This window comes from Shouchella rhizosphaerae (genome assembly GCF_036700015.1).
Classification (GTDB): domain Bacteria; phylum Bacillota; class Bacilli; order Bacillales; family Bacillaceae_D; genus Shouchella; species Shouchella rhizosphaerae.
Map to the genome: position 1 here is coordinate 2,651,706 of NZ_CP144921.1, position 25,888 is coordinate 2,677,593.

The following is a 25,888-nucleotide window of genomic DNA, read 5'->3' on the forward strand; positions in this document are numbered from 1 at the left end:
TCGAAGTGGAGAATAAAAGGGAAACGGCTCTCTTTTTAGCAGACTGGATGCACAGGATAAATGAAAAAACGGGAAAGGGTTTTGATGAAACAGTCAGAACCCTTTTTGCTATTATGTTGCCTGCTTCTTATCGTTAAAAAAGCCCGCCTCGTTCAATATGAAAGAAAAAGGAAAACAACAAAAAAAACAGTGGGACGAGCGTAATCGCAATGCCGGTAAGACGTGTAGATGGACGAAATTGGAGGGAGAAGCCGCATACCCATACAACAAATAACAACAAGTAGGCAGGAGCGAATTGCCTGGTGCCTTCCACGTTTTCATTATGGGAGCTTAAATAAAGGGACGCGAGAAAAACTAAGATGCCGGCTACAGCGTTAAATGAGTGCCTCAAAATGGCCATAGAAACAGACAACCCCTTTCCTTACAACGTATGCAAACAGAAAGGGGAGAATGCCATGTAAATTAGTCGTTTCGGTTGTTTTCCAAACCCAGTGCGTACGTTCGAGCGATTTGCTCTGCAACGGCTTCTAAGTAGGCGGCCCCATTGGCAATTGCCTCGTCCAATGGGATCGCGCCTGGGACAAGAGAAAAGGCTGCGTCAATCCCATGGTCGAAGATCGCTTCATAACCATCGCCTAATTGCCCAGCTACGGCGATGACAGGGATTTGTTGTGCTTTGGCTGCTTTCGCCACGCCTATTGGTGTTTTGCCGTAAGGGGTTTGCGAATCGAGCCGTCCTTCTCCTGTCACAACCAGCTCTGAACCAGCAATTCGCTTATGAAAACCGGTTGCTTCTAAAACGAGCGTAACGCCAGACTCGATTCTTGGTTGAAAGAAGGCGAGCAATCCTGCTCCTAAACCGCCTGCCGCGCCAGCGCCAGCAATGTGCTGAACAGATTTGCCGAGCTGTTGTTTAATGACGGCTGCATAATGAGTGAGCGCCCTTTCCATTTCTGCGATCATTTCTTGGGTAGCGCCTTTTTGCGGGCCATAAATGGCTGAAGCCCCTTTTGGACCAAGCAGCGTATTATCGACATCACAGGCAATTTCAAGCGAAGCATCCGCAAGCAAGGGATGCTTTGTTTCTGTACGAATACGAGCAAGCTTAATAAGGGGGCTACAGCCTTGTTGAAGCTCTTTCCCTTCGGCATCTTCGAGGCGGATGCCAAGTGCTTGTGCACAACCTGCGCCGCCATCATTCGTAGCGCTGCCGCCTAGACCGAGAATAATCCGTTTAGCGCCCTGTTCCAGCGCGTCTTTTATTAACTCGCCTGTTCCAAACGTTGTTGTTTTCCGCGGGTCGCGCTTATCTTTTGGCACGAGATGCAAGCCAGACGCAGCTGCCATTTCAATAACTGCTATCTGTTCTTTTTTGGCGAAGGCGTAGGCTGCTTCGACTTGGTTGCCGAGAGGTCCTGTTACAGTAGCTGTACGAATTGTAGCGCCAAGTGCATCGGCGAGTGATTGAACTGTTCCTTCTCCTCCGTCGGCCATAGGGATGCATTCGTAAATGGCATGGGGGAAAACTCGTTTAAATCCTGCTTTAATCGCTTGTGCTGCTTGGAGGGCTGTCAAGCTTTCTTTAAACGAATCAGGAGCAATTGAAATTTTTTGCATCGTTTTCTCCTTTCGTGCATGGAATCGTGGATAGCATCCGTCGCTATTGAGGAGCGGGTGCCGAGTTTTAAATGCGATTGCGCTAAGTAAACCATGTGAAGGGACTCGCACTGTCAGCAACGTTCCACTTCACAGTTACGCTAGGCGCCGTTGCATTTAATTCAATATTTGAAATCGGTTACAATAACAATTATAAAGCAACGCTAGCCTGTAAGCACTGTGGCGAAGCACAAAGAAAACGAATCTACAAGAGTTTTCCTTGTGCTTGTATACCATTTAATTGGTACAGCAAACAGGCGATAAACAAATCAGTTAACTCACGAATCACTTTTGGGTTTTTTCCAGTCAGCGCCTTGATCTTATTTAAACGGTGGTGGACTGTATTGCTGTGTACAAATTGGTGATTGGCGATTTTCTTAATATCGCCATTATGAATAAAGTACTGTTTGATGGTCTCTATCAGTTCAGCAGATTGATTAGATGCGAGCAGTGGAGAGAGTAGCGCCAAAAAAGGTTGAATCGTTCCTGATTGTTGCCACTCGAATGCAAGTCCTTCAAGCATTGTTTCCTCAAAGTAGAGCAGACGCTTTTCAGTGGTGGGTACGTCTTCTTCATAAAGAGACAGTGCTGCCCTGGCTATGTTGCATGAGGAAGCAACGGTGCCAAAGGAATGGGCGACTGGCCCTGACGTGGCGATTAGCAAGCAGTTGTTTTTTTGCAAGAACGATTCGAACCGTTTTTCTTCAGGACGTGTTTCAAAAAAGAATAATTCTCCACGCTCTTCGTATTGGAAAAAATGGCCGAGTTCTTTCGGGAATGTTTGCTCGTGCGCCTTTGACAACGCCCAGGCGCGCAGCGGCAGGAAAAGGGAGTCAAGACCAGTTGCTTGGAGCCTTTCCATAAAAGTACGCTCGTTTTCGACTTCGCCAACGACTAAGGCACGCAGTAATTGGTAGGCAATTCGTTCGTTTTGCCGAAGCTGCTCACTTAAATAAGCTTGGTTGACTAACAATTCGGCTGCCATTTGCACGAGCTCGGCATATGGCGCCACCTCCACGGGATTCCCCGTTATGCCGATGACGCCGACTGATTTCCCTTGAAAACGGATCGGCAAATTGATCCCAGGTTTTGTCCCTGAGGGGCAGTCGCCAGTTGGGTTGATAGAGATCGATTTCCCTGTTCGCAAAACGTCGACTGCAATCGAATGAATGTTAAAAAGCCGCTTTTTTTCACCGCTTGCAATCACGGCCCCTTCTGCATTCATGATGTTCACATTACTAGGAACGATGTCCATTGTCCGTGTGACAATTTCATTTGCCAGTTCATGCGTCAACATCTAGACACCCCCTTATTGCTGGACAGACAAGGACTTTGCTTTAATGCGCTCAAACACGGTTTGAACATCTTCTGGCTTTAAAAACTCAATTGGCGATACATGCTTGTCAAACTGGACTTGATCTGCCTCGACAAGCAGCATATAACGGTCGCCGAGTTTTGCTAAATGGACGGTTTCGCCAAATTCAGCAATGGGCACTTTAATGTCTGTGTCGCCGAGCTTCATTCGTGTCGAAGCATCAGGCGCATGTTCGGCGATTTGTGCAGACGCTTCCATCACTTCATGGGTAGAAAATTGTTCTTGCAGCTCTCTCGTTTCGCTTGAAGCCCAAAGCTCGATTTTTTCGGTGAAAGCGTTGCGTTCTTCTACAGAGTGGGCAAATGCTTCCTCTGCATGTTCTTCCATAATCGTTTGTACCTGTGTCCGCAAAATTTGCGGCATTGAATCGCCATATTCGACGTAAGGAAGAAAATCTTCGAAGTATCGGGCGTGGGAAGACTGGTGGATTTTGACTTCCGCTTGTTCCACCATGCCTTCCTCAATCATATGTGGGTATTGAATTGATTTCATATTTTTCGTTGTAATAGCCCGTTCGACTTTTTTAATCAGTGTTTTGGAATCGGCAAGCGTGGCGACGTTTTCCTGAAAATCGCATTTGAGCACGAATAAAAATAAGTCACTGTAATACTTTTTGGGCACAGCTTTGCAAACTAAAAAGACGCCTCCACGTACTGCGCTTGTCTGTAGATAGGTTTTCACAAAGGCTTCGCTTTCTTTTTGGAAAGCAGCAACTGAGTCGGCCGTTAAGGCACGTTGAAAGAGGTTATAATTTGGATTAGAACTTAAAGGATGGCCAGGTTCTGCGACAAAGCGGCCGATTTTAGTCGGCGCTGCGTCTGAATTTGGATGGTGCTGGGCTTTTCGTTTGACGATTTTTTTTAGCTCCCCTTCTAAAAAGGAAGAAAGGGGGCTTTTTTCAAAAGCATCGGTGTCTAACGTTTGGTAATGGCTATATTGTTTTGTATCCGACTCATGGTCGACTTGAACGGCATAAAAAGATAAATATTGAACGGTAAATTCCATATCGTACTCCTATTAAATCATCGTGATTGCTTTTGTTTAACAAACAGTATAGCATGGTGACTGTCAACGACCAAAAGAAAGCAAACTATGGGCTTTTGTCAAATTGGTTGTGTGATATTAATGAAATCTGCTTGAATCCCCTACATCAAATATAGAATCGGTTATACTAGGTAAAAAGGAGCAAGAGGGGTGTGAAATGCGTTGAAGCAAGTCCTGTTTGCTGTAGGTGCGCTATGGTGTTTGGCAGGCTGCGGACAAAATGACGGCATCTCTTTGACAGAAGATGATGTTGTTCAAACGGAAGGGACGATTGTAGACGTCGAATTTGAGGGCGATTACCAAGCGAATGCAGACGCCAAAAGCGTGGGCGTTTCTGGGGAAAGCAGCGAACCTGCACCAACGATCACTTCGTTTGATGTAGACGCAAATCCGCAAATGAATGTCCTTATAAATAGAAGAACGGAAATATATGTCAAACACTTAAATGATTATTTACGTGTCGACCAGTCCTTTCTAAAGCCCGAGCTAGAAGTAGAAGTGTATGGAGAACCAACAACGTCTCAACAGCCAGAAGAAACGAAAGCGACAAAAATTGTCATCTTAACAAAAGAATATTCCATTAAAGGGATTGTATCGAATGTCAATGAAGAGCAAAACACATTCTTTGTTTTAGGGGAAGATGGCCATTATGAATCTGGCACGCGTTTTCATTACGACGTAGCAACCGAAGTACTAGAGCTTGTCGATGAGGACGAATATGAACCATTAAAATCACAAGACTTAGAGAGTGGCCTCGTTGTAGAAGTGGTGCCAAGAGGGAATGTAGAGGAAACTATACCACAGGAAGCAGATGCTGCCCGTGTCGTCGTTGTGGATGAGGATAAAGAAGAGTTAGAGAGCCTTGAGCAGGAAGCAGAAGAAGACGAAGATGAGCAAACGGAAGAGCAGGAGTCGGGCTCTGCCGATACAGGGGATGAAGATGAGTGATAAATAAGAAACAGATCGGCATGTTCATTGTGGCTTGCTTTTTGTTGACGCTTGCAGCGTGCGGAGGAACCGACAGCAAGCAAGGGCAAAATGAAGAAGGCGCACCGGACGTAGCTGTGGGAGAGACAGAGACACCCATTGTCTCAATGGAAATGGAAAATGGCGGCATTGTGAAATTAGAACTTTATCCAGAGATTGCTCCTAAAACAGTCAATAATTTTGTCGCGCTTGTGGAAGATGGTTTTTATGACGGCCTGACATTTCACCGGATAATACCAGGGTTTATGATTCAAGGTGGCGATCCAAATGGAGATGGCACAGGTGGTCCAGGTTATGAAATTAAAGGTGAGTTTTCAAATAATGGTATTGATAACCCCCTCTCCCATGAGCGTGGCGTCATTTCGATGGCAAGAACGCAAGAACCGGATTCAGCCGGCTCCCAGTTTTTTATTATGCATGAAGATGCTTTAGACCTTGATGGCGACTATGCTGCCTTCGGAAAGGTGATTGAAGGCATGGACGTAGTCGATGAGATCGCCGAACAAACAGAGACAGAAACAGGTGGTGCCCAAGAGGGCAGGCCAGTTGCTGGGCACGAGCAAGTGATTAAAAAAATGACAGTTGAGCGCTAGAGAGTTCGACTGTCATTTCTGTGCATTCTCCCATAAGTTAGCCAAATGTTTGCTTCTCGCTTTTCTGGGAATGGTTTTATAAAACTCAAAAAAAGGGAGCTGGTTCACATGAAAGCAATTGGGTTGTACCGCTATTTGCCGATTGATGACAAGGAAAGTTTAGTAGAAGAACAAGTACCAGATCCTGTGCCAAGCGGTCGGGATTTACTGATCGAAGTAAAGGCTGTGTCTGTCAATCCCGTTGATACGAAAGTAAGAGCTCCTAAAGACAAAACGGAGGAGGCGCTTCGTATTCTCGGTTTTGATGCGAGCGGGGTTGTAAAGGCTGTAGGCGAAGACTGTGTGCTATTTGATGTAGGCGATGAAGTTTATTATGCTGGCAATATTGCGAGGCAAGGATCGAATGCCGAATTTCAACTGGTGGATGAACGAATTGTAGGACCAAAGCCAAAATCGTTATCTTTTGCAGAAGCGGCAGCGATGCCGTTAACTTCTATAACCGCTTGGGAAGCATTGTTTGACCGTCTGCGGATTAGCGAAGGGGATGCAGGGAAATCGATTTTGCTGATTGGCGGAGCTGGAGGCGTTGGCTCCATTGCGATCCAATTAGCCGCTAAAGCGAACTTGAATGTCATTGCGACTGCTTCAAGACAGGAAACGGCAGCATGGTGCAAAAGCATGGGCGCCCATCATACGATTAACCACAAACAGGAATTGCTTCCTCAACTTCAAGAGCTTGGCTATAAAGACGTTGATTATATTTTCTGCATGGCTGACACGAATGAGCATTGGGATGGGATGGCTGCTTGCATCAAGCCTCAAGGCGCCATTTGTGCGATCGTTGAAAATAAACGGCCTCTTGATATGGGCAAAATACGTTCGAAAAGCGTTACTTTTTCTTGGGAACTGATGTTTACCCGTCCTGTCTTCCAAACAGAAGATCAAATTGAACAGCATCGCTTGTTAATCGATATAGCTGCTATGTTTGATCGTGGTGAATTAAAACAGACAATGACAAAAACGCTTTCACCGATGAATGCCGAAACGCTTAAAGAAGGGCATCGGCTGTTAGAACAAGGAAACATGATTGGCAAGCTTGTGATCATAAACGAATGACCATACACTGGCTGTTTTCCGTCCTTTGCCAAGAAGGGCGGTCTTTTTCGCTAAACCGTCCGAAAGGAAAGTTGTATAATAAGGCTGCACAATAAGAAAGGAGCGATTTGATGACTGTTGTATTTGATTTGCATACCCACCACCATCGCTGTGGCCACGCCCTTGGGGAGATAGAAGATTACATACAGGCGGCGATTGAAAAAGGGATGGACTATATTGGCATTGCTGACCACTCGCCGTATTTTTACAGCGATGAAGACCAACTGTATCCGGGCATTGCGATGGGGAAAAGCGAATTAGCTAACTACGTCGAAGAAGTGCTGGCGTTAAAGAAAAAGTATAAGCAGCAAATCCATGTCCTACTAGGAATGGAGAGCGACTTTTTTCCAGACCACCAAGATCTGTACAAACGTATGTATGAGAAATACCCTTTTGATTACGTTATTGGCTCCGTCCATTATGTAAATGAGGTCAACATTTTTCGAAAAGGGCGTTGGGAAGGGTTAAATCAGGCAGAGCGTGTCGAAGTGAAAGAGGCCTATTATCGACTGATTCAACAATCTGCAAAAAGTGGAATGTTTCAAGTGCTTGGCCATATTGATGCTATGAAAGGATTTTATCCAGCGTTCTCAGCTATTGAAACACCCATTATTGAAGAAACGCTTAAAGTGATTGCCGATGAACAGGTCGCAATCGAAGTCAATACGTCAGGAAAAACAAAAGATTGTGGTGGTTGGTATCCTTCCCATGAAATATTAGAGCGAGCCCACCATTATGGTGTGTCTGTGTCGTTTGGGTCCGACGCCCACACGCCTGAGCGCGTTGCTGATGATTATCATGAAGTTCAACGTATGCTAAAGGAGATTGGATTTAAAGAGATGGTTTTCTTTGTTGGGAAAGAGCAGAAATCCGTGATGTTATAAGCGAAAAGAGCCTGCCTTGCAGGCTCTTTTTTAACGGGTATATAGTGAGCAGTGGAAAGAGTAGAGGGGAAACCCGGAAATGAGTGTAAAGTTTTATTCATTTGGATAATAAAGCCATTAATCTATGCAATTGACCATGTTTTAAAAATAGGGAGAAGGGCTGGTTTTTTTCTTTCAGTTAAAAATTGAAGATGAGTTGGGAAAATAGAAAAAGGTATTGGCACAGTCTTTTCTGGAGCCTAAAAATGAAAAAATGGTTCTATTTTCTCGCGGAAATGACGATTTCTTGAATAGACAAAAGCCCTATGAATTTTGTTGTTGTTTTCTGCATTTTCGATATAATTCGGTTATGCATGACAAAAAGATTCAGAAAGGGTGTTTTTATTTGAAAAAAGCGCGTGCATTAAGCGGACGTAAAACGATGTATATGAGTGCGCTGTCTCTTTGTATGGTGGCAAGCTCTGTACCGGTTGCACCCCAGTTGGCAATCGCTGAAAGGGGCGAGGCGCAATCGCTCTTTTTAGCTGATGAGATTGATTTGGCCAGTACAGAAGACGTTTCGGTTATTGTCGAGTTTGATGAACTTCCAGAACAAGTGGCCCTTGCTGTTTCGAAAGAGCTTGAAGACGATTTGACAGAGGAAGAAGCACGGGAAAATGTAGAAGAATCGCACGAGCAATTTAAAGAAACATTGGCCGATGTGCTAGATACGTCCGAGAACGCTTCTTCTTATGTAGAACGGGAATATACGACCATTTTTAATGGAGTTTCTGTAAACTTGCCAGCAAACAAAGTGGAAGAATTGCTTGAACGTGAAGGCGTAAAAGCGATTTATAGCAATGATGTCATTGAGTTAATCAAGCCTGTTGAGGAAAAGGCCGTTGATGAGCCTGTGGAAGCAATGATGGTCGACAGCATTCCTTTCCTCGGTGTTCATGAGCTCCATGAACAAGGGCTGAAAGGAGCAGGTGTAAAAGTCGGTGTTATTGATACAGGCATTGACTACGAACATCCAGATTTAAAAGCTGTATACAAAGGCGGTTATGACTTTGTCGACGATGATGACGACCCAATGGAAGCGACTTATGAGGACTGGAAAAACTCGGGAATGCCAGAATTTAATGCAAATGGAAGCTCCTATTATACGAGCCATGGCACACATGTCTCCGGTACCGTGGCAGGAACAGGAGAAAATGATTCAGAATATGCTGTCACTGGCGTCGCCCCTGAAGTCGATTTGTATGCCTATCGTGTCCTCGGCCCATATGGCTCCGGAACAACGGCTGATGTCATTGCTGGCATTGAGCAATCCGTAATGGATGGCATGGATGTGATCAATCTATCACTCGGAAACAATGCCAACGATCCAATAGCACCGACGAGCATAGCAACAAACAATGCTACCTTGGCTGGAGTGACGGTTGTGACATCAGCTGGAAACAATGGCCGTAATGGGCTCGGCACAGTAGGCGCTCCTGGGGCAGCAGCATTGCCTATTTCTGTAGGGGCAAGCAATGTTTCTCTTACGATCCCTGAATTTTCGAGTACGTATCAATTAGGAGAGGAAGAGCTGACAGGCGACCTCCGTGTCATTGCCGAATCGTTTACAGGCAACCTAGAGGATTTCAGCAACCAAACGCTTGAGCTAGTTGATGCCGGGCTTGGTACCGTTGCAGAATTTGAACAAGTAGACGTAAGCGGAAAAGTCGCTTTTGTGATTCGTGGCGAACTTGCATTTGTTGATAAAATTGCAAACGCTAAAGCAGCAGGAGCAGAGGCAATCATTATTTATAACAATCTTCCAGGGGATGGCCATAATCCGATCTATGCTGGTGCGGGCCACAACTATGTCCCTAGTTTTTCTTTAACTTATGAGGACGGAGAGGCGATCGCTTCATTATTGGAAGACGGGGCAACAGTAACATTTGGCGAAATGAGTGGAAGCGTGACGACCGGTGATTTGCTAGCCGATTTTAGTTCACGGGGGCCGGTCAACTACACAGCGGCAATTAAACCGGAAGTTGTTGCCCCTGGGGTCGATGTCCATTCTACCGTACCAAGCTATATGGCAGGACCGGAGTTCACTGGCGATTATGAGTTTGCTTATCGACGCTCGTCAGGTACGTCGATGGCTTCCCCTCACGTGGCCGGGGTTGCGGCACTCATGATTCAAGCCAATCCAGAACAGACACCTGCGGACATCAAGACCAAATTAATGAATACGGCTGTGCCAATGACAGAGGAATACAATGTGTTTGAAATAGGGGCAGGCCGGATCAACCCAGTGGCTGCGATTGAATCAACGGTCATGATTCAGGCATCGATTGACAGTTACCACGTCGAGGACGACCTTTTAGCCTTGATTCAAGACAAAACAGGCGGGTTAAGCTTTGGTTTCGTTAGTACGGATGCAGGCAATATCCGGGAACGTCACAGCCTACGCTTGACAAATAGCGGTACTGAAGCAAAGACATTCAATGTACATGCATCCTTCCACACTGCCAATGGAACGCTTCCTGCCGGAGAGAATGGCCTTACTCTGCAAACCAATTCAACGATTACGGTGCCAGCAGGCGAGACAGTCGAGAACAATGCCTTTCTCATTGCACCGAAAACGGCAGCAGAAGGGTTGTACGGAGGGTATATGACGTTGACAAACGTCGCTGACCAAAGTGAAGTATATCGAATTCCGTTTGGCACGTATGTTTCAGAAGAAGCATTGGTTGCGCAACCAATTGGCACGCCTGTCTATGCTTTCGATTTTGCATCTTAATAAAGAAGGGGGGATCCCCTTTTTTTGAGGAAGCTGGTTTATTTATGGTCAACATGTGGATAACAATCGGAAAATTGGCGATTACCGGGATTGCATCGTTTTTGTTCTTCCTCGTTCTCTTTTTTGTCCTTCAAGGAAAGGGCAGTGACGGCAGAGGACCTGAGCTGTTTGGCTGGACAAGCTATACCATCTTGTCCAACAGCATGGAGCCGACATTTTCCGCCGGAGATGTGGTCATCATGAAAAAGAATGAGGAGCCTAGCATTGGCGATGTTGTAACGTTTATGGCTCCTGAACGGCGCTTGTTCACACACCGGATTGTTGAGAAGTTTGAAAGCAATGGAAAGACGTATTATAAGACGCAAGGCGATAACAACAACGTTGTAGACGAAGACCCAATCGTAAAAGAACAAATTGTCGGCACCCATATGTTCACCATTCCTAAAGTTGGTTTAGTTGCTGAAAAAATCAATCAACCAATTGGTTATGGTTTGTTGATTGTCGTGCCGATTGCTGGGTATTTGCTGTTATCGTTCTACGAAACTATCCAAAAAAAACGCAAGGAGGCTTCTTGATGAAAAAGGTAAAATCATTGAAATTAGCCATGATCGCTACAGCTTTTGTAGGAGCGTTAGTTATTGTTCTCGGCTCAGGAGGGTCGTTTTCATGGTTTACAGGGGAAACGTCTGCTACTGGGGAAATTAAAAATGGAACGCTGGAAATTAACCATGGCGAGGACATTGACGGCAACATCGTCCAAGCGGAAAGTTTTGCTCCTTCACAGCTAATCTTTGGCGATTGGCTCTCAATTGAAAATACAGGCACCCTGGACACTCATTTGCAAGCAACCTATGACCACTCTGTCGACTTGAATGTACCCATCGATGCGTATAAAGTTGGCTACATTGCGATTAAGTATACAACAACGCCAGGCAGGGATGTGTATGAAGATGCACAATATAAGTTAGACCAATTGTTTAATGGCATTACTAATGAAGTTCAGTCTTTTTCACATACGGCCGAGGCAAATGGCGTTGAAGTTGTAGCTGCCTTAATTGATGAACAAGCTTATGACGAAAATGCTGATCAGTTTGTGCTTGGCGATGGCAGCTTGCAAGGACCTGACAACGAATTTTGGCAATTGGATGAAGGCCAATACATTGATCTTAATTTTGGCGTGAAATTAGACGAGAATGCAGGCAATGAATACCAAGGAGCTGTTTATACTGCTTCACTTGAAGTATTAGCCAAGCAAACAGACCAAGGCGCGAAATAATTTAGTCAGTGGAGGTTGTCGGCATTTGCCGACAACCTCAGACTGTAGACAAACGCTCGCATACTTCGTCGTTTGCCTCACTCATATGCTCATGAACCCCCGTTCTATTCGCATCTTCCCTCGGCTGCACTCCTCGTCTGACAAGCGTTTTCTATCAGTCTGATTGCGGTTAGCGACTTTGCCGACAACCTATTTTTTGTTGTCTACTAAAACAGAAATTCCTATTTTGCTGGTTGATAAAGGTAGCAGTCTTGTTCATGGCTGTTGACTAAGCCAGCAGCTTCCATAAAAGACTGGCAAGTGGTTGGCCCAACAAAGGCCATACCAGCAGACTTTAACACTTTGCTGAGCGCTATAGCTTGTTCGGAAAGGTTGTCCTGTTTATTTGGAGCAAAGGACCAGATAAAATGGGCAAAGGAGCCATGCTCGTTTGCAAGTGTACGAGCTACAGCCGCATTTGTAAGAACGGCACGGATTTTTCCTTCATGGCGAATGATCGCTTTCATTTCTTTTAAGCGCGCCACATCTTCTTCTGTAAAACGGGCCAATGACTCCCAGTTAAAGCTAGCGAATGCAGTTCGGAGCGCATCTCGTTTTTTTAAGACAGTTAGCCAGCTTAATCCTGATTGCATAAGCTCTAACATAAGCATTTCAAATAGCTGTTGGTCGTCATAAGTAGGGCGCCCCCATTCGCTATCATGGTAGTGCTCGTAGAGGGGGCTGTTACTTACCCAACTACAACGCTTTGGCATAGGAACCTCCTCATATTTGAACGATAAGCCGGAGCACTGTTAATAAGCAACCGGCCATTTTTCTTTTACATAAGCCATTTCCCAAAAACTATACTCTAGTTGACAGCTTTTTAAAAAATGGTCTTGCATCCGTTCTTTTTCTTGTTCGGTAGCATGTGCCGCAAGGTCGTCGAGGCGTTTACAAAATTGTTTCGTTACCCCCATTTCTCCGTTTGAGCGGTAAAAGGAAATCCAGTCGAAAAATGGATGGTTCGCTTTTGGCTGGAACGTTTCGTACAAATAGTCGCCGATCGCTTGGTATGTCCACGGACAAGGCAGAAGCACAGCCAATATTTCGGCGAGAGAACCACGGTGGGCGACATCAAGCATGTGGCGTGTATAGTGGTGGGCAGTTGGGGCGAGAGGCTCATATTGCAAATCTTCATAGCGGACGCCTGCCACCTTGCAAAAATTATGGTGAGGGTGTGTTTCACTGTGCAAAATAAAGCCAATTTGTTCCGCGAACATCGCAATGTCTTCGCGGTTTTCGCACCGGCTAATAGCAATGCCGTATATTTGCATAAACGTATTTAAGTATTCAAAATCTTGTTTGACGTAGTGAATAAGGGAATCTGCGGGCAACGAGCCTTTGCCAATACCTTGTACAAACGGATGGCTAAATATGGCTTTGTAAATCGGGTCGGCGGTTTTGCGAAGTTCGGCAGTAAAACTCATAAAAATCGTCTCCTCCTTTTTTTCCACAAAGGGATGCCTGACGCAAAGAAAGGAGAGTTGCTTTACATGAATAAGCAATTGTTCTCCACTTCCCTACGCTGGTACAAGCCAGATCAGGTTCAAAGGGTCAAAGCAGCGCTTTTCTCAGCCAGATGGCTCCCCTAGTGGTTCTTCTTAAAGTGAACCATATCTTCAGACAAAGTGCAATGAATAGCTGTTAACGGTACGTTGCCCACTGGCAAAAAACATTTGCAAGGCACGCTAGAAGGTGTTATGATGCTTCGGAGACTAAAAATAGACAGATAAATGAAATATTGTAAGGATGGGAGACAGCATGAAATCATACGTAATTGATCGGATGTATAAAGCATCTGCAGGGGTCGCCAATGCAGTGCTTGTTACGTTAGGTATTGGACTTTTGTTTGAATCTTTCGGCAATATTTTTGGTTGGAGTGCGTTTGTCACAATTGGCTCCATTACTAAAATTCTACTCGCTCCAGCAATTGGCGCCGGGATCGCTTACCAGCTAGGAGGAAACACGCTCGTCATTTATGCAGCTATGGCTTCGAGTACGGTGGGCGGCAATGCGATTAGTTTTGTCGAAGGGCTGCCAGTTCTCGCACCAGGACAACCTGTGAGCGCTGTTATTGCAGCAGTCGCTGCGACTTATGTCGGCAAACGAATAACTGGAAAGACGAAACTGGATATGATGGCAATTCCTTTTTCCGGTATTTTTGTTGGCGGGCTTGTAGGACTTGTTATGGCAGCTGTTACGACACCGATGCTAGAATGGATAAGCGCGCAACTGGCTACGTCTGTACAAGGATCGCCTATTATCGCTCCAATGGCCATCGCTCTCACATGGAGCATTTTGCTTATGACACCAGCTTCATCGGCTGCACTTGCGATTGCCTTGCAAATGGACCCGATCTCAAGTGGTGCAGCATTAATTGGTTGCACAGCTCAGTTTGTCGGTTTCACCCTTATGTCTTGGAAACAAAACGATGCTGGGGCATTACTTGCCCAAGGGCTTGTCACGCCAAAAGTACAGTTTCCCAATTTAATTAAAAACCCGCGCCTCTGTTTGCCTCCGTTTGCCGCAGCAATTATTTGCGCTCCGATTGCTTCACTAGCCTTTCAGTTCCAAGTTTCGTATGAGCTTGCCGGTTTAGGCTTGAATTCTTTGATTGCGCCTATTACGATTTTTTCCACACAAGGAATAACAGGCTTGTTCATTTTTATAGGCACAGGCATCATTTTGCCAGGGATCATTTCATTGGCGTTATATGAGTTAATCAAACGGATTGGCTGGGCGAAAACAGGCGATTTGCATATTAAACTGCAATAATGGAGAAGAAGGTACTTTCAGGCTTACGCCAAACATAGACGTAATGATGGCCAGCCGAGGCTGTCGTTGGAATAGAAGACAAAGCTCAGCGGAAGCTGAGCTTTGTTTTTTCTTATCCTTCGATTTTTCGTTCAGCTCGTTTTTCTGACTGCGCTTCTTGTTCGCCATCTTGTGGTTTGCTTGATAAGAACCATCCGGCAATGACAATAAGAACTAAAACGCCGTAGAAAAAGAGCTTCCAGCCCGTTGAGTGTGGGAATTCGTGTGGGATCCATGCAATCGCATCATGGGCAAGCACTTGCACCGTCAACTTGACGCCAACCCAGCCAACAATAATAAATGCGGCCGTTTCAAGGCCAGGCCGTTTTTCGAGCAGTGCAACAAATTTTGTAGCTGCAAAGCGCATGATTAAGAGGCCGATGAAACCGCCAAGAAAGACGACAATAAATTGGCCGATGTCCATACTGCCGACCGTGCCGAGGTTAGTTGGCGTTAAAGCGGTGGCCAAGGCAACGGCAGCTAAAATCGAGTCAACAGCAAAGGCGATGTCGGCGACTTCGACTTTTAACACAGTCGTCCAGAAGCCGCTTCCTTTTTTAGCTTTTGCAATGCCGGCCTTTTCCTCGCTTTTCTTGACAATATGCTTTCGGTATAAATGGTTTAGCGCAATGAATAATAGGTATGCGGCACCAATCGCTTGAACTTGCCAAATGTCGACAAGAAAAGAAATGATAAACAACGAACCTAACCGAAAAACAAACGCGCCAGCCAAACCGTAAAAGAGCGCTTTTTTACGTTCTGTCTCAGGCAAATGTTTGACCATAATCGCTAGAACTAGCGCATTATCAGCCGCCAATACACCTTCCAATGCAATAAGCACAACAAGCACCCAGCTGTACTCTAAAAGTAATGATACATCCATCGCTCCACTCGCCTCTCTTTAGTTAATGTCCACTCCAGCTCGTTTTCACCAAAGAGAGGAAAAAATACACAAAAAAGACCTCTGCCTTGGTTTTAAAAACGAGGCAAAGGTCTTGCTAGACATTTATGTATCATGCCAACAACAAAGCCGGTGGAAAATCCACGTAATGACGACTTTGGTTCAAGTTATGTCAATAACTTGCAGCTACTCCCCTTTGAAGGAATGTTATGCAATTAACGATAGTATACGTGAAGATTAATAGAAACGTCAAGCCTTTTTAAAAAATAGAATGGACAGGGCATGAATAAGCCTGCTCTTGGGTAAACATGAACTATAAGAGAAAGGTGTGATTCAGGTTGGAAAAATACAAACATCACATCGTCGAAACAGGAGGCCACACGTTTCACATCGTGTCCGCTGGACAAGAAGATGGAGAACTGGTCCTTTTGCTGCATGGTTTTCCTGAGTTTTGGTACGGATTTCGCCATCAAATCAATGCATTGGCAAGAGCAGGATACCGCGTCATTGTGCCAGACCAACGTGGCTATAACCAGTCCGATAAGCCTAAAGACATTAAAGCTTACACGCTCGATGTCCTTCGTGATGACTGTGTAGCGTTTATTAAAGCGTTTGGGCGGAAACAAGCTTATTTAATCGGTCATGATTGGGGAGGAGCAGTTGCTTGGCATCTAGCTGCCTCAAAGCCAGAAGTTGTGAAAAAGCTTGTCGCCATTAATATTCCCCATCCAGCCGATATGCGTGTTGCTTTAAAGAAGCACCCTTTGCAGCTGTTCCGCAGCGCATATATGCTGTTTTTCCAAGTGCCCCATGCCCCAGAAAAGCTGCTTGCCGCCAGGGATTTTGCCTACTTGGAAGCTGGAATGACGAAAACAGCCAATGAGCGGGCTTTTACAAAGGCGGAATTGCGTCACTATAAACTGGCTTGGCGGCAGCCAGGAGCGCTGAAAGGAATGCTTAATTGGTATCGTGCCATCCGTTTCCAAGGGGTAGACAGGAAGACCGAGATTGATCTGCCAGTCTCTGTGCCGACAAGGATCATTTGGGGAGCCAATGACCTGTTTTTAAGTAAAGCACTCGCACAAGCCAGTTTGAAAAGGTGTAGCAATGGCGATGCCGTGTTAGTAGATGGCGCTACCCATTGGCTCCACCATGAGCATCCTGAAATTGTGAATCATCTCATGCTTGAGCATTTACAAAAACAAAAAAAGCGGCTTTGGCCTGTGTGAAGCTGTGCCGCGCCGTTGCGTTTTGGCAATCAGTCTGGTACGATACATGTGTTATCTTAAGGGAGGTTTTTATCATGATCATTACAAAGACGATTGCCAAGGCCGCTAACTGAATACTGTCTACTGTGTACCAGTGTAAACGGGAAAGGTGCGTCTAAGTAATGAAGGCCGAACCTTAAATTAAATACCCTCGTTTGCCCACACAGGCTTTTTAGGCGTGTGTATTTTGTTATGCCTAGTAAAATCAAAATAGACATAACAACTGGAGGACTTATTATATGCATGAACAATTGAGACAAACGACACAACCAACAATTATTGTGGGTGTGGAGTTGCAAAAAGACACAGATTTCCACTATTCGATGGAAGAGTTAAACAATTTGGCCGATGCTCTTGATTTGCAGGTTGTCGGACAGCTCACGCAAAAGCTGCCTGTACCAAATCAAGCGACGTATATTGGTGCTGGTAAAGCGTCTGAACTTTCCATGATGTGTGAATCCCTTGGGGCTACGCTCGTTGTATTTAATGATGAGCTATCGCCTTCACAAATCCGCAATCTTGAGAAATTGCTGGAAGTAACCGTATATGATCGGACCATGTTGATTTTAGATATTTTTGGAGAAAGGGCGAAGACGAAAGAAGCTCAACTTCAAGTAGAAATGGCGCGGCTCCGCTATTTGCTGCCACGGCTCGTCGGCATGCGCGCTTCATTAAGCAGGCAAGGCGGTAGCGGCACTGGCTTGGCCAACCGCGGCGCCGGGGAAACAAAGTTGGAGCTCGACCGCCGTAAAATTGAAGCACGTATTCATGCGTTGGAAAAAGATCTCGAAGAAATTGTCAAACGCCGCGAGTTACAGCGCAAACGCCGGAAAAAACAAGCGCTGCCGGTCGTTGCCTTAGTTGGCTATACAAATGCAGGGAAATCATCGCTGATGAATGCGATGCTGGACAATGCCGAGGAAAAGCGAGTGTTTGAAAAAGATATGTTGTTTGCCACTCTCGATACGTCTGTGCGTAAAGTGGAACTTGACAAAAACCATTCTGTTTTATTGGCGGATACGGTTGGCTTTGTTTCTAAATTGCCAACACACCTCGTTAAAGCATTCCGCTCAACATTGGAAGAAGCGCGGGAAGCCGATTTGCTCCTCCATGTCGTCGATTATTCAAATGAACGCCATCGCGAAATGGCAAAGACGACAAATGAAACACTCCAGGCGATGGAAATTGACCGCCCGATGATTTATGTTTATAACAAAATGGATCGATTGAAAGAGGCATTTCCTCAAGCGCATGGCGATGAGCTGTTTATATCAGCTAAGACTAAACAAGGGCTTGATTTATTAGCACAGAAAATAGCAAGCTATGTTTTTCAAGATTTGGAAAAACATCTGTTCATCGTTCCTTATCGTGACGGGGAGGCGGCTGCTTATTTAAACAACCATGCCCATGTTCACACACAACGTGCTGAAGAAGACGGCTGGCATATCGTTGCCGATTTGCATGAACGAGACTTGAAGCGGGTTGAAAGCTACTGTGTGTCAAAAGAACAATAATGAAAAAAGCCATTTGAATGCTTCTCGTTCAAATGGCTTTTTGGCGTAGACAGATGAACACTTGTTTCGTTGTTTTACGACAAAGACAAATCTGGCTGTTACGCGTTTTTTAAATCCGTTTTCGCACGTTCAATTGTCGCCGAGTCGTACCAGTCGCTGTAAGTGAGAATATGTTTAGAAAGCCGCGTATTGAAGCGCAGTCTTTTTCGTTCTGTACTGGCTGGTTTGTGGACAGATTCCAAACCCATCAACCTCCTTTTATTGGTAGCTTTCCCCACTTGAAACCGTTTTAATCAAAAAACAAAGTGGGAAAATTCTGTTAACTTAATGTTAATAATTGTTTCCCAATAGGCAAATCTTTCTAACTTTGATACGTTTAAACTACCAGCTTGGACGAGTTGGGATAAAAGTGAGGAGGGAACCGAATGAAGAAACCGTTGGGGAAAATTGTCGCAAGCACCGCACTACTCATTTCTGTTGCTTTTAGTTCATCGATCGCATCGGCTGCTGAGGAAGCAAAAGAAAAATATTTAATTGGCTTTAATGAGCAGGAAGCAGTTAGTGAGTTTGTAGAGCAAATAGAGGCAAATGACGATGTCGCGATTCTCTCTGAGGAAGAGGAAGTCGAAATTGAATTGCTTCATGAGTTTGAAACGATTCCTGTTTTATCTGTTGAGTTAAGTCCAGAAGATGTGGACGCGCTTGAGCTCGATCCAACGATTTCGTATATTGAAGAGGATGCAGAAGTAACGACAATGGCGCAATCAGTGCCATGGGGAATTAGCCGTGTACAAGCCCCAGCTGCCCATAACCGTGGATTGACAGGTTCTGGTGTAAAAGTTGCTGTCCTCGATACGGGTATTTCCACCCATCCAGACTTAAATATTCGCGGTGGTGCTAGCTTTGTGCCAGGGGAACCATCCACTCAAGATGGAAATGGACATGGCACGCATGTGGCAGGGACGATTGCTGCTTTAAACAATTCGATTGGCGTTCTGGGCGTAGCACCGAGCGCGGAACTATACGCTGTAAAAGTATTAGGCGCGAGCGGTTCAGGTTCGGTCAGCTCGATTGCCCAAGGATTGGAATGGGCAGGGAACAATGGCATGCACGTTGCGAATTTGAGTTTAGGAAGCCCGTCGCCGAGTGCAACACTTGAGCAAGCTGTTAATAGCGCTACTTCTAGAGGCGTTCTTGTCGTAGCAGCATCTGGTAATTCAGGTGCAGGCTCAATCAGCTATCCGGCCCGTTATGCGAACGCAATGGCAGTCGGAGCGACTGACCAAAACAACAACCGCGCTAGCTTTTCACAGTATGGAGCTGGGCTTGACATTGTCGCGCCAGGTGTCAATGTGCAGAGCACATACCCAGGTTCAACATATGCCAGCTTAAACGGTACATCGATGGCTACTCCTCATGTTGCAGGTGTAGCAGCCCTTGTTAAACAAAAGAATCCATCTTGGTCCAATGTACAAATCCGCAATCATCTAAAGAATACGGCAACGGGCTTAGGAAACACGAACTTGTATGGAAGCGGGCTTGTCAATGCAGAAGCGGCAACACGCTAATCAATAATAATAACGCTGTGTGCTTTAAGCACACAGCGTTTTTTAGTGTGTATGAATCGAAAAAGAGCATAGATCGCCGATTTCAAAAAGCGAGCGTAAAGGGCTATTGAAGCTCTTTACGCTCGCAGGATTTGCCGCTACACGATGGAAAATTCACGTCTTTTGACTTTCATGGCGTATTTATTTAAGTATTCGTTTGCTTTTTCATACTCTCCGTTTTTCTGATACCATTGTGCCAGCTCAATTGCATAGTGGACTGGCTCTTCTTTATTATCAAGCTTATCGAGATGAGGGAGCAGTTCCTGTTCGATAAAGTTGTACATCGCATCGTCGGCTTTTAAGCGGTGCGCATAGTAGCGGGCTTGAAGCTCAGAACGTTTGTATCCACGTTTTGCACTAATTTCAATAATTTCATTTAATTTTGATTCAATTTGTTTTTTGTCCGTTTTCAATTGGAAGAGAACTTCTATGTCTGCGAGAAGGCTGAATACGTAATTTTGGCTGTCTTTATCGTAATAGGCACTGCATTTTGTAAAACATTCATGGCTTTGTTCATAGTTGCCGATTTTTTTAAGCAAGACGCCGTAATTGTACATGGCTTGGTAATAAAGCGTGTCGCGGCTAAACAAGCGTGTGTTTCGCAAAAGGATTTTATAGAGGCGAAGGGATTCCTCTGTCATATTCATTTGTGTATAATTGACCCCTAGTAACATTTGCGTGTGAAAAGCGCGAATGTAATTGTCCTCTTGCTTAAAAATTTGAAGCGCCTCTTTTGCATAAATGATTGCTTTTTCTGGCTCATTTAGCTGTGTAAAACACTGTGCAAGCACGAAAGCGACTTCACGGACAAAAATGTACTTGGAAGAATAGTCTTCACTTTGCAAGTCAAGCAAAATTTCTTTTGCTTCCTTTAAGCGGTTACGGTTTACTAGGAGGATGCCGTTGAACAGACGATAAGACAGTTCTTCGATCGCGGACAAATTCGTGCGGTTTTTATCTAAGATGGCTCGCTGCTCTTGGGCAAGGTGGTTCGCTCCGTTCATCAAATGGTAGCGCATCATGTATAAATGGTACGTATTAATGTAATCCGTTCGGGCAATGATAAATTCCTTCTCGACTAATAATTTTTGAATCCGTTTTGCTTCCTGTACATCCACAAATTGTATCGCTTCAATAAAGGCTTCCAGCGACTGCTTAATCTCGTTGTGTTGGGCATATTCATCTTCTATATTGACGCCAAGCCGGTCAAGCAAAAGGGAAGCTGTAGCATGGTTGGCCTTATAGATGTTGTTTTCAATTTTGCTAAGGTGTGGAATGGAGCAAATACCATCAGCGAGTTCTGCCTGTGTCATATTATGCTTAATTCGGTAGTATTTGATTGTTTTGCCTAACTCCACGTTTCATCAACCCACTTTGTATAAGTATCGTTAACCTATTTATAAGAAGCAAAATGTTTAATTTTATATATACTTTATTCGCCAATAATATTTAAATTCCTGCAAATTGAGTGAAAATAATCGGCCTAACAAAGAGTTTGTTCAAAAAAAGCGAGATCCCTTTACGTTAAGGAAGCTCGCTTTTTTCAAACTCAGTGTGGGCATGTTGCAATTCTTCGATTGAATAGCCGAATGTCATTTGCAAGTGTGGATAATCGGTGAAATTTGCCCAATCTCCTCCCCATTCGAAACCAAGTTCTTTCGCCAATTCTGCGACTTCAAACCAATCGGGTTCGCCGTTTTCGTTGCCGTCATAAGCGATGTCCCATAAAGGTTCGCCGCCCTCATCTAAAAGGGCAAAGTCAATAGCAAGGCCAAAATTGTGGTAAGACTGACCGCCTTTTGCATTTGTGACAATACGCCCATGTTGGTCGCGTCCTTTTTGATAGAGACGGTCTTGTTCTTCAGGGGTGCGGTAACCGTCTGTAATGAGGATCGAGATACCGATTGCTTCTGCTTCTTCAATCAATTTTTCCGTATAGTCAGCTACAACTGGGTGAAGCCCATCCGCTGGGACAATCTCTTCTATTTCGACTTCTGTATTGTTTATCGCTGTAAGAGAAGGTTGGACCAAACCGTTGAACCAACCTGTTCTAGAGATAAATCCTGCAATGAACACAAGGCCGACGCAGATCACCAAAAACAGCAGCAATCGTAAAAATGGCCGCACAAAATGCCCCCCTTCCAGACGCTAGCTCTTTTTGTTTATGGTACAAACCAGACTGGCAGAAAGGCAAGCGAGGCAATTGCCTTATAGAACTCAGCAGGCTAGGGGAAATTCCCCCGTTCATTCCTTATGGCGGTTGGCAGCGTCTGCTGTAAAATGTGGACTGTTTTTTCGACGTACAAGAAAATAAATAAGCCCAAGGATGGTCCAGATAACGCCAATCGTTAACGCATGTCTATCAATGGAATAAAGCAACCAAATGCAAAAGGCCGCTCCTAGTGCTGGCAACAGCAAATTTGCCACTGTTCCTTTAAGGGAACGGCGTTTTTCGCGAATATAGTAATGGAACACGACCGATGCATTTACGCTAATAAAACCAATAAGCGCTCCAAAACTAATGAATGAGTATATGATTTCCAATTCGCCAAAAATGGCGGTTAAAGAAAGGAGGCCAATTAGGACAATGTTAAACGTTGGCGTTTTAAAACGCGGATGAACATAGCCAAAAAAGCGCTTAGGCAATGTATTGTCGCGTCCCATCGCGAATAGCAGCCTTGAAGCACTTGCATGGGAAGACATGGAGGATGAGACCACAGCAACCATTGTTCCAGCAAGGAAGAAGGCGTGCATAAATGCGCCCCCGACGTACTGGGCGATTTCCAAAGATGCCGCTTCGGCAGAAATGAACGCATCATAATTAGGATAAACAAGCTGCAGCAAGTAAGAAACAGCTACAAACAAGGCGCCCCCGATTAAAACAACTAGTACAATCGCCAGTGGGACTGTTTTTTTCGGATTCTTCGTTTCCTCTGACAAAGTCGAGATCGCATCAAACCCTAAAAAGGAAAAGCAAAGAATGGACGCACCTGTAAAAGCGGTTTGGAATGCGAATGTGTCACTAAAAAAGGGCACAGGCGATAATAGCTCGCCAGTGCCTAAGCCATTCATCAAACCACGAATCATAAAAACAACAAATACGGCAGCAACTAGAACTTGGAACGCGACGAATAACCCAGTTATATTTGCAGTTAACTGTATGCCGAGAATATTGACGGTCGTAATCGCCGCTGCTAAAATAACGACCCAAATAAACGCGGGCACTTCTGGAAAAGCGGCGTTTAAATAAGCCATGCCAATTGCAAAATTGACCATTGGCAAAAACAAGTAATCAAGAAGCAAAGACCAACCAGCGGCAAAACCAACATTTGGATGGATGCTTTGTTGCGCATACGTATACGCTGAGCCCGCTTTTGGAAAGGCTTGGACCATTCGTCCATAGCTATAAGCGGTTAAAAGTAGTGCTGCGATTGTAAACAAGTATGATGTTGCTACATGGCCTTGAGTGAGTTGCGCGACCACGCCGTACGTATCAAAGACGACTAGCGGGTCCATATAGGCAAGGCCAATGACGAGCAGCGGTACCAGCGTAAGCGTACGCTTTAACTGCTGTTCTTTCTCCAAAGGAACCACCCCCAAAAAAATGTACACTTCATTGTACGGCTTAGAAAACAAGAGTGCAATAGTCCATTTCCCCAGAACGGCATTCTGCTATTTACGTTCACATTTTTCATTTTGGGATTGTTCTTTGGTATGATGGATAGAAAAGGGAGGAGTGCACATGATTGTAACGCCTAAATGGCTTTATGACAGGCTTGGTGAAGTCATCGTCCTTGATGCTCGTTTTGATTTATTTGATGAAAAGAAGGGAAAACAGGCTTATCATGCAGAACATTTGCCAGGCGCTCTATTTATCGATATGGCCGAAGAAATGGCGGACAAACGCATCCAAGGGGCAGGGCGCCATCCGCTGCCATCTCCAAAGGACATGGCCCAGATGTTTGCCAAAAAAGGCATATCAAAAGACAGCAAAGTCGTTATTTACGATGACCAAAATGGTGGAATAGCGGCAGCACGAGCATGGTGGATGCTTGAATTTCTAGGCAACAACAACGCCGCTATTCTTGACGGTGGGATTCAGGCTTGGAAGAACAGTGGCTACCCGACGACGGATGAGGTGAAGCCCCCAGATGAGGCGCGATTTGATCCGCATGTGAAGGAAGATTGGCTAGTTACCGCCGAACAAGTGAAAAATAAGTTGGGAAGCGCTGTTTTGGTTGACTCTCGCTCTAGAGAACGTTATCAAGGGGAACAGGAACCACTTGACCCAAAAGCCGGGCATATTCCAGGCGCACTCAATTTTCCGTGGGGCGGCGTGCTGCGCCAGGACGGAAACTGGAAGACTGCTGAGGAACTCGTGCAGCATTTTGCCGCTCTCCCGCGTGATCGGGAAGTGATTGTCTACTGCGGCTCAGGCATTTCCGCATGTCCAAATGTACTTGCATTAAAGCGGGCAGGCTTTAAACAGGTCACACTATATGCAGGAAGTTGGAGCGATTGGTCTTCACGCAGCGGTTATCCAGTAGAGACAGGCCACCCAAGCCAATAAATGAAATAGACTCGCGAGACGGGGTCGGTGCTGTTAGCGCCCACGTCAGCGAGTTTTTTTGTGGAGAGATGCTAGGCAGAAAAATGTTCCAGTTGCTATACTAGTAAAAAACAATCGCTCCCGCAAATGAGCGATTGAATGAGAAAAAGTGGTGATCATGTTGGCTTTTGCATACGATCAATTTTTGCGCCATTCGTTTTCCACCCTTGATCAATTTGTGGAAGAATTAGGCGACTTGCTGAAATGTCCTGTTACAGTAGAAAACAGTCACCATCATTTACTGGCCTATTCAGAGCATGGAGAAGGAACAGACCAAGCACGAGTATCCACCATTATCGGCCGTAAAGTGCCAGCGCCGTTAATTCACCGTTTTTGGAAAGACGGGATTATGGCTTCGTTAAATCAATCGTCTGAACCGATTTCAATTGCTGAGATTCCTGACATGGGACTTGGGCCAAGAGTTGCTTTATCCGTTCGGGACCAGGAAGGTCGTGTGCTTGGTTATATTTGGGTGTCGGAAACCAATCGAACCCTTACGGCATATGAACAGCAATGGTTGAAAAAGGCGGCTCGAAAAGCAGCACGGCTTATGCAAAAAGCGAATCGATATAAACGTGGGGAAGCTTCAAATGAGGAGCGACTTTGGAAACTATTGACGAATACCCACGAACTGGGCGACATACCAGAAGAAGTGCGGCAGGAGGAGCGGCAAAGCAGCATCCTTTTAATCGATTTGGCAAACCAGCTTGAACATATGGAGACTGTACAAACACTATTTGAAAACAGCAACGCTGTGCTTTTTATGTTTGATGGTGAATTTTTTATTGCCTTTATTTATGGAAAAGACTTAAGGAAACAAGTTGGCGCCTTTGCTGAGAAACTGCCAGACGGTGTCCACATAGCCGCGGGGAATCCTTCGTTTGCCGTTGATGGATGCGCCCGGGCTTATGAACAGGCGAAAGCATTGTTGGAATTGAAAAAGAGGTTTGGCAGCGAGCTCGCGGATTGCTTGTTCTATTATGAAGCAGGGGCGTACAAATATATACAACCTTATGAAGACACAGCGATGATCGCTGGTGACCATCCAGCAATTGAGCAGTTGCGTGAATATGATGCAGAAAATCAAACAAGTCTGTTGGAAACATTGGCCATGTATATCGAAAAAGACGGGCACCTTACCGCCGCAGCGAAAGCGCTTCATGTTCATCCTAATTCTCTCCAATACCGATTAAAGCGAATTGCCGAATTGACGGGCTTGCATTTGCGTAACCCAGCTGAACGAATCGGCTTATATTTAGATTTACAGCGCAAAAAAGCGCAACTTTCGGTGAATTCCACAAATGGCATAGGAAATTTTAGGGTGGATGCCCCAAAGAAAAAAAGACCGTAACTCGGGTATACTAAGAAAATAAACGTTAACGAGGGAGGTCTT

24 protein-coding genes and 1 riboswitch are annotated in these 25,888 nt (G+C 45.1%); of the genes, 13 read left to right on the plus strand and 11 right to left on the minus strand.

Annotated elements, in window-relative coordinates:
• Window positions 1–133 precede the first annotated feature (133 nt).
• The 4 genes from V5G21_RS13110 to V5G21_RS13125 form a co-directional block, all read right to left on the minus strand.
• Window positions 134–400 (minus strand): hypothetical protein, encoded by a 267-nt coding sequence (locus V5G21_RS13110; protein WP_051881246.1) that lies wholly within the window; start codon window positions 398–400, stop codon window positions 134–136.
• A gap of 62 nt (window positions 401–462) precedes the next feature.
• Window positions 463–1,617, minus strand: a complete 1,155-nt coding sequence (locus tag V5G21_RS13115; protein WP_035205018.1) for a glycerate kinase — start codon at window positions 1,615–1,617, stop codon at window positions 463–465.
• A gap of 244 nt (window positions 1,618–1,861) precedes the next feature.
• Entirely contained in the window at window positions 1,862–2,953 is a 1,092-nt protein-coding gene (locus tag V5G21_RS13120) for a CdaR family transcriptional regulator (RefSeq protein WP_051881245.1), read from the minus strand.
• A gap of 12 nt (window positions 2,954–2,965) precedes the next feature.
• Window positions 2,966–4,036, minus strand: a complete 1,071-nt coding sequence (locus V5G21_RS13125; protein ID WP_011245602.1) for a DUF3900 domain-containing protein — start codon at window positions 4,034–4,036, stop codon at window positions 2,966–2,968.
• 201 nt (window positions 4,037–4,237) lie between these two features.
• On the opposite strand from V5G21_RS13125, the gene V5G21_RS13130 reads away from it, so the two are divergent.
• From V5G21_RS13130 to V5G21_RS13160, 7 genes are all read left to right on the plus strand, one after another.
• Window positions 4,238–5,023, plus strand: a complete 786-nt coding sequence (locus V5G21_RS13130) for a hypothetical protein (RefSeq protein ID WP_011245603.1) — start codon at window positions 4,238–4,240, stop codon at window positions 5,021–5,023.
• Complete coding sequence (locus V5G21_RS13135) at window positions 5,020–5,655, plus strand: peptidylprolyl isomerase (RefSeq protein WP_011245604.1); 636 nt, start codon at window positions 5,020–5,022, stop codon at window positions 5,653–5,655. The genes V5G21_RS13130 and V5G21_RS13135 overlap by 4 nt, the downstream gene beginning before the upstream one ends.
• Window positions 5,656–5,763: 108 nt before the next feature.
• Window positions 5,764–6,771, plus strand: coding sequence for a zinc-binding alcohol dehydrogenase family protein (locus V5G21_RS13140; RefSeq protein ID WP_338464815.1), 1,008 nt, complete (start codon window positions 5,764–5,766; stop codon window positions 6,769–6,771).
• A gap of 110 nt (window positions 6,772–6,881) precedes the next feature.
• Entirely contained in the window at window positions 6,882–7,694 is an 813-nt protein-coding gene (locus V5G21_RS13145; RefSeq protein WP_095255197.1) for a histidinol-phosphatase, read from the plus strand.
• Between the two features lie 385 nt (window positions 7,695–8,079).
• Entirely contained in the window at window positions 8,080–10,467 is a 2,388-nt protein-coding gene (locus V5G21_RS13150) for a S8 family serine peptidase (RefSeq protein ID WP_338464816.1), read from the plus strand.
• Between the two features lie 44 nt (window positions 10,468–10,511).
• Window positions 10,512–11,042: a signal peptidase I gene (locus V5G21_RS13155; protein WP_011245608.1), complete on the plus strand. Its 531-nt coding sequence runs from the start codon at window positions 10,512–10,514 to the stop codon at window positions 11,040–11,042.
• Complete coding sequence (locus tag V5G21_RS13160; RefSeq protein WP_011245609.1) at window positions 11,042–11,743, plus strand: TasA family protein; 702 nt, start codon at window positions 11,042–11,044, stop codon at window positions 11,741–11,743. The genes V5G21_RS13155 and V5G21_RS13160 overlap by 1 nt, the downstream gene beginning before the upstream one ends.
• Before the next feature lie 221 nt (window positions 11,744–11,964).
• Here V5G21_RS13160 and V5G21_RS13165 read toward each other — a convergent pair whose 3' ends face one another.
• Both V5G21_RS13165 and tenA read right to left on the minus strand, forming a co-directional pair.
• The gene (locus V5G21_RS13165; RefSeq protein WP_063608812.1) at window positions 11,965–12,495 is read right to left on the minus strand and encodes a DNA-3-methyladenine glycosylase I; all 531 of its coding nucleotides are present in this window, start codon (window positions 12,493–12,495) and stop codon (window positions 11,965–11,967) included.
• Between the two features lie 39 nt (window positions 12,496–12,534).
• Window positions 12,535–13,209: a thiaminase II gene (gene tenA / locus V5G21_RS13170; protein ID WP_338464817.1), complete on the minus strand. Its 675-nt coding sequence runs from the start codon at window positions 13,207–13,209 to the stop codon at window positions 12,535–12,537.
• Between the two features lie 73 nt (window positions 13,210–13,282).
• Window positions 13,283–13,382, minus strand: a riboswitch (TPP riboswitch).
• Window positions 13,383–13,531: 149 nt separating this feature from the next.
• On the opposite strand from tenA, the gene V5G21_RS13175 reads away from it, so the two are divergent.
• The gene (locus V5G21_RS13175; RefSeq protein WP_035205005.1) at window positions 13,532–14,557 is read left to right on the plus strand and encodes a PTS transporter subunit IIC; all 1,026 of its coding nucleotides are present in this window, start codon (window positions 13,532–13,534) and stop codon (window positions 14,555–14,557) included.
• A 112-nt stretch (window positions 14,558–14,669) separates the two neighbouring features.
• Here V5G21_RS13175 and V5G21_RS13180 read toward each other — a convergent pair whose 3' ends face one another.
• Complete coding sequence (locus V5G21_RS13180) at window positions 14,670–15,479, minus strand: TerC family protein (protein WP_035205003.1); 810 nt, start codon at window positions 15,477–15,479, stop codon at window positions 14,670–14,672.
• Between the two features lie 356 nt (window positions 15,480–15,835).
• Here V5G21_RS13180 and V5G21_RS13185 point away from each other — a divergent pair, with 356 nt between their 5' ends.
• Both V5G21_RS13185 and hflX read left to right on the plus strand, forming a co-directional pair.
• Window positions 15,836–16,726, plus strand: coding sequence for an alpha/beta fold hydrolase (locus V5G21_RS13185; protein WP_063609771.1), 891 nt, complete (start codon window positions 15,836–15,838; stop codon window positions 16,724–16,726).
• Window positions 16,727–17,004: 278 nt separating this feature from the next.
• The gene (gene hflX / locus V5G21_RS13190) at window positions 17,005–18,279 is read left to right on the plus strand and encodes a GTPase HflX (protein WP_050748938.1); all 1,275 of its coding nucleotides are present in this window, start codon (window positions 17,005–17,007) and stop codon (window positions 18,277–18,279) included.
• 98 nt (window positions 18,280–18,377) lie between these two features.
• Here hflX and V5G21_RS13195 read toward each other — a convergent pair whose 3' ends face one another.
• Window positions 18,378–18,521 carry a hypothetical protein gene (locus V5G21_RS13195; RefSeq protein WP_156323109.1) on the minus strand — a complete coding sequence of 48 codons (144 nt, stop codon included), beginning with the start codon at window positions 18,519–18,521 and terminating at the stop codon, window positions 18,378–18,380.
• Between the two features lie 183 nt (window positions 18,522–18,704).
• Here V5G21_RS13195 and V5G21_RS13200 point away from each other — a divergent pair, with 183 nt between their 5' ends.
• The gene (locus tag V5G21_RS13200) at window positions 18,705–19,847 is read left to right on the plus strand and encodes an alkaline protease (RefSeq protein ID WP_011245616.1); all 1,143 of its coding nucleotides are present in this window, start codon (window positions 18,705–18,707) and stop codon (window positions 19,845–19,847) included.
• 137 nt (window positions 19,848–19,984) lie between these two features.
• Here the strand turns inward: V5G21_RS13200 and V5G21_RS13205 are convergent, their stop codons facing one another.
• From V5G21_RS13205 to V5G21_RS13215, 3 genes are all read right to left on the minus strand, one after another.
• Window positions 19,985–21,244, minus strand: coding sequence for a helix-turn-helix domain-containing protein (locus V5G21_RS13205; protein WP_053856811.1), 1,260 nt, complete (start codon window positions 21,242–21,244; stop codon window positions 19,985–19,987).
• 166 nt (window positions 21,245–21,410) lie between these two features.
• Window positions 21,411–22,013, minus strand: a complete 603-nt coding sequence (locus tag V5G21_RS13210) for a M15 family metallopeptidase (protein ID WP_011245618.1) — start codon at window positions 22,011–22,013, stop codon at window positions 21,411–21,413.
• 117 nt (window positions 22,014–22,130) lie between these two features.
• Window positions 22,131–23,471 (minus strand): APC family permease, encoded by a 1,341-nt coding sequence (locus V5G21_RS13215; protein WP_035204995.1) that lies wholly within the window; start codon window positions 23,469–23,471, stop codon window positions 22,131–22,133.
• Window positions 23,472–23,628: 157 nt separating this feature from the next.
• Between V5G21_RS13215 and V5G21_RS13220 the strand changes: the two genes are divergently transcribed.
• Window positions 23,629–24,456: a sulfurtransferase gene (locus V5G21_RS13220; RefSeq protein ID WP_084140101.1), complete on the plus strand. Its 828-nt coding sequence runs from the start codon at window positions 23,629–23,631 to the stop codon at window positions 24,454–24,456.
• Between the two features lie 157 nt (window positions 24,457–24,613).
• A complete protein-coding gene (locus V5G21_RS13225) occupies window positions 24,614–25,846 on the plus strand; it encodes a PucR family transcriptional regulator (protein ID WP_073305725.1) in 1,233 nt (410 codons plus the stop codon).
• Window positions 25,847–25,888: the final 42 nt, after the last annotated feature.

What these genes read in the sequence shown, in the direction of transcription:
- V5G21_RS13110 (WP_051881246.1), bottom strand. Translation starts at nt 400, where the DNA reads ATGGCCATTTTGAGGCACTCATTTAACGCTGTAGCCGGCATCTTAGTT.
- V5G21_RS13115 (WP_035205018.1), bottom strand. Translation starts at nt 1,617, where the DNA reads ATGCAAAAAATTTCAATTGCTCCTGATTCGTTTAAAGAAAGCTTGACA.
- V5G21_RS13120 (WP_051881245.1), bottom strand. Translation starts at nt 2,953, where the DNA reads ATGTTGACGCATGAACTGGCAAATGAAATTGTCACACGGACAATGGAC.
- V5G21_RS13125 (WP_011245602.1), bottom strand. Translation starts at nt 4,036, where the DNA reads ATGGAATTTACCGTTCAATATTTATCTTTTTATGCCGTTCAAGTCGAC.
- V5G21_RS13140 (WP_338464815.1), top strand. Translation starts at nt 5,764, where the DNA reads ATGAAAGCAATTGGGTTGTACCGCTATTTGCCGATTGATGACAAGGAA.
- V5G21_RS13145 (WP_095255197.1), top strand. Translation starts at nt 6,882, where the DNA reads ATGACTGTTGTATTTGATTTGCATACCCACCACCATCGCTGTGGCCAC.
- V5G21_RS13155 (WP_011245608.1), top strand. Translation starts at nt 10,512, where the DNA reads ATGGTCAACATGTGGATAACAATCGGAAAATTGGCGATTACCGGGATT.
- V5G21_RS13160 (WP_011245609.1), top strand. Translation starts at nt 11,042, where the DNA reads ATGAAAAAGGTAAAATCATTGAAATTAGCCATGATCGCTACAGCTTTT.
- V5G21_RS13165 (WP_063608812.1), bottom strand. Translation starts at nt 12,495, where the DNA reads ATGCCAAAGCGTTGTAGTTGGGTAAGTAACAGCCCCCTCTACGAGCAC.
- tenA (WP_338464817.1), bottom strand. Translation starts at nt 13,209, where the DNA reads ATGAGTTTTACTGCCGAACTTCGCAAAACCGCCGACCCGATTTACAAA.
- V5G21_RS13175 (WP_035205005.1), top strand. Translation starts at nt 13,532, where the DNA reads ATGGGAGACAGCATGAAATCATACGTAATTGATCGGATGTATAAAGCA.
- V5G21_RS13180 (WP_035205003.1), bottom strand. Translation starts at nt 15,479, where the DNA reads ATGGATGTATCATTACTTTTAGAGTACAGCTGGGTGCTTGTTGTGCTT.
- hflX (WP_050748938.1), top strand. Translation starts at nt 17,005, where the DNA reads ATGCATGAACAATTGAGACAAACGACACAACCAACAATTATTGTGGGT.
- V5G21_RS13200 (WP_011245616.1), top strand. Translation starts at nt 18,705, where the DNA reads ATGAAGAAACCGTTGGGGAAAATTGTCGCAAGCACCGCACTACTCATT.
- V5G21_RS13220 (WP_084140101.1), top strand. Translation starts at nt 23,629, where the DNA reads ATGATTGTAACGCCTAAATGGCTTTATGACAGGCTTGGTGAAGTCATC.
- V5G21_RS13225 (WP_073305725.1), top strand. Translation starts at nt 24,614, where the DNA reads ATGTTGGCTTTTGCATACGATCAATTTTTGCGCCATTCGTTTTCCACC.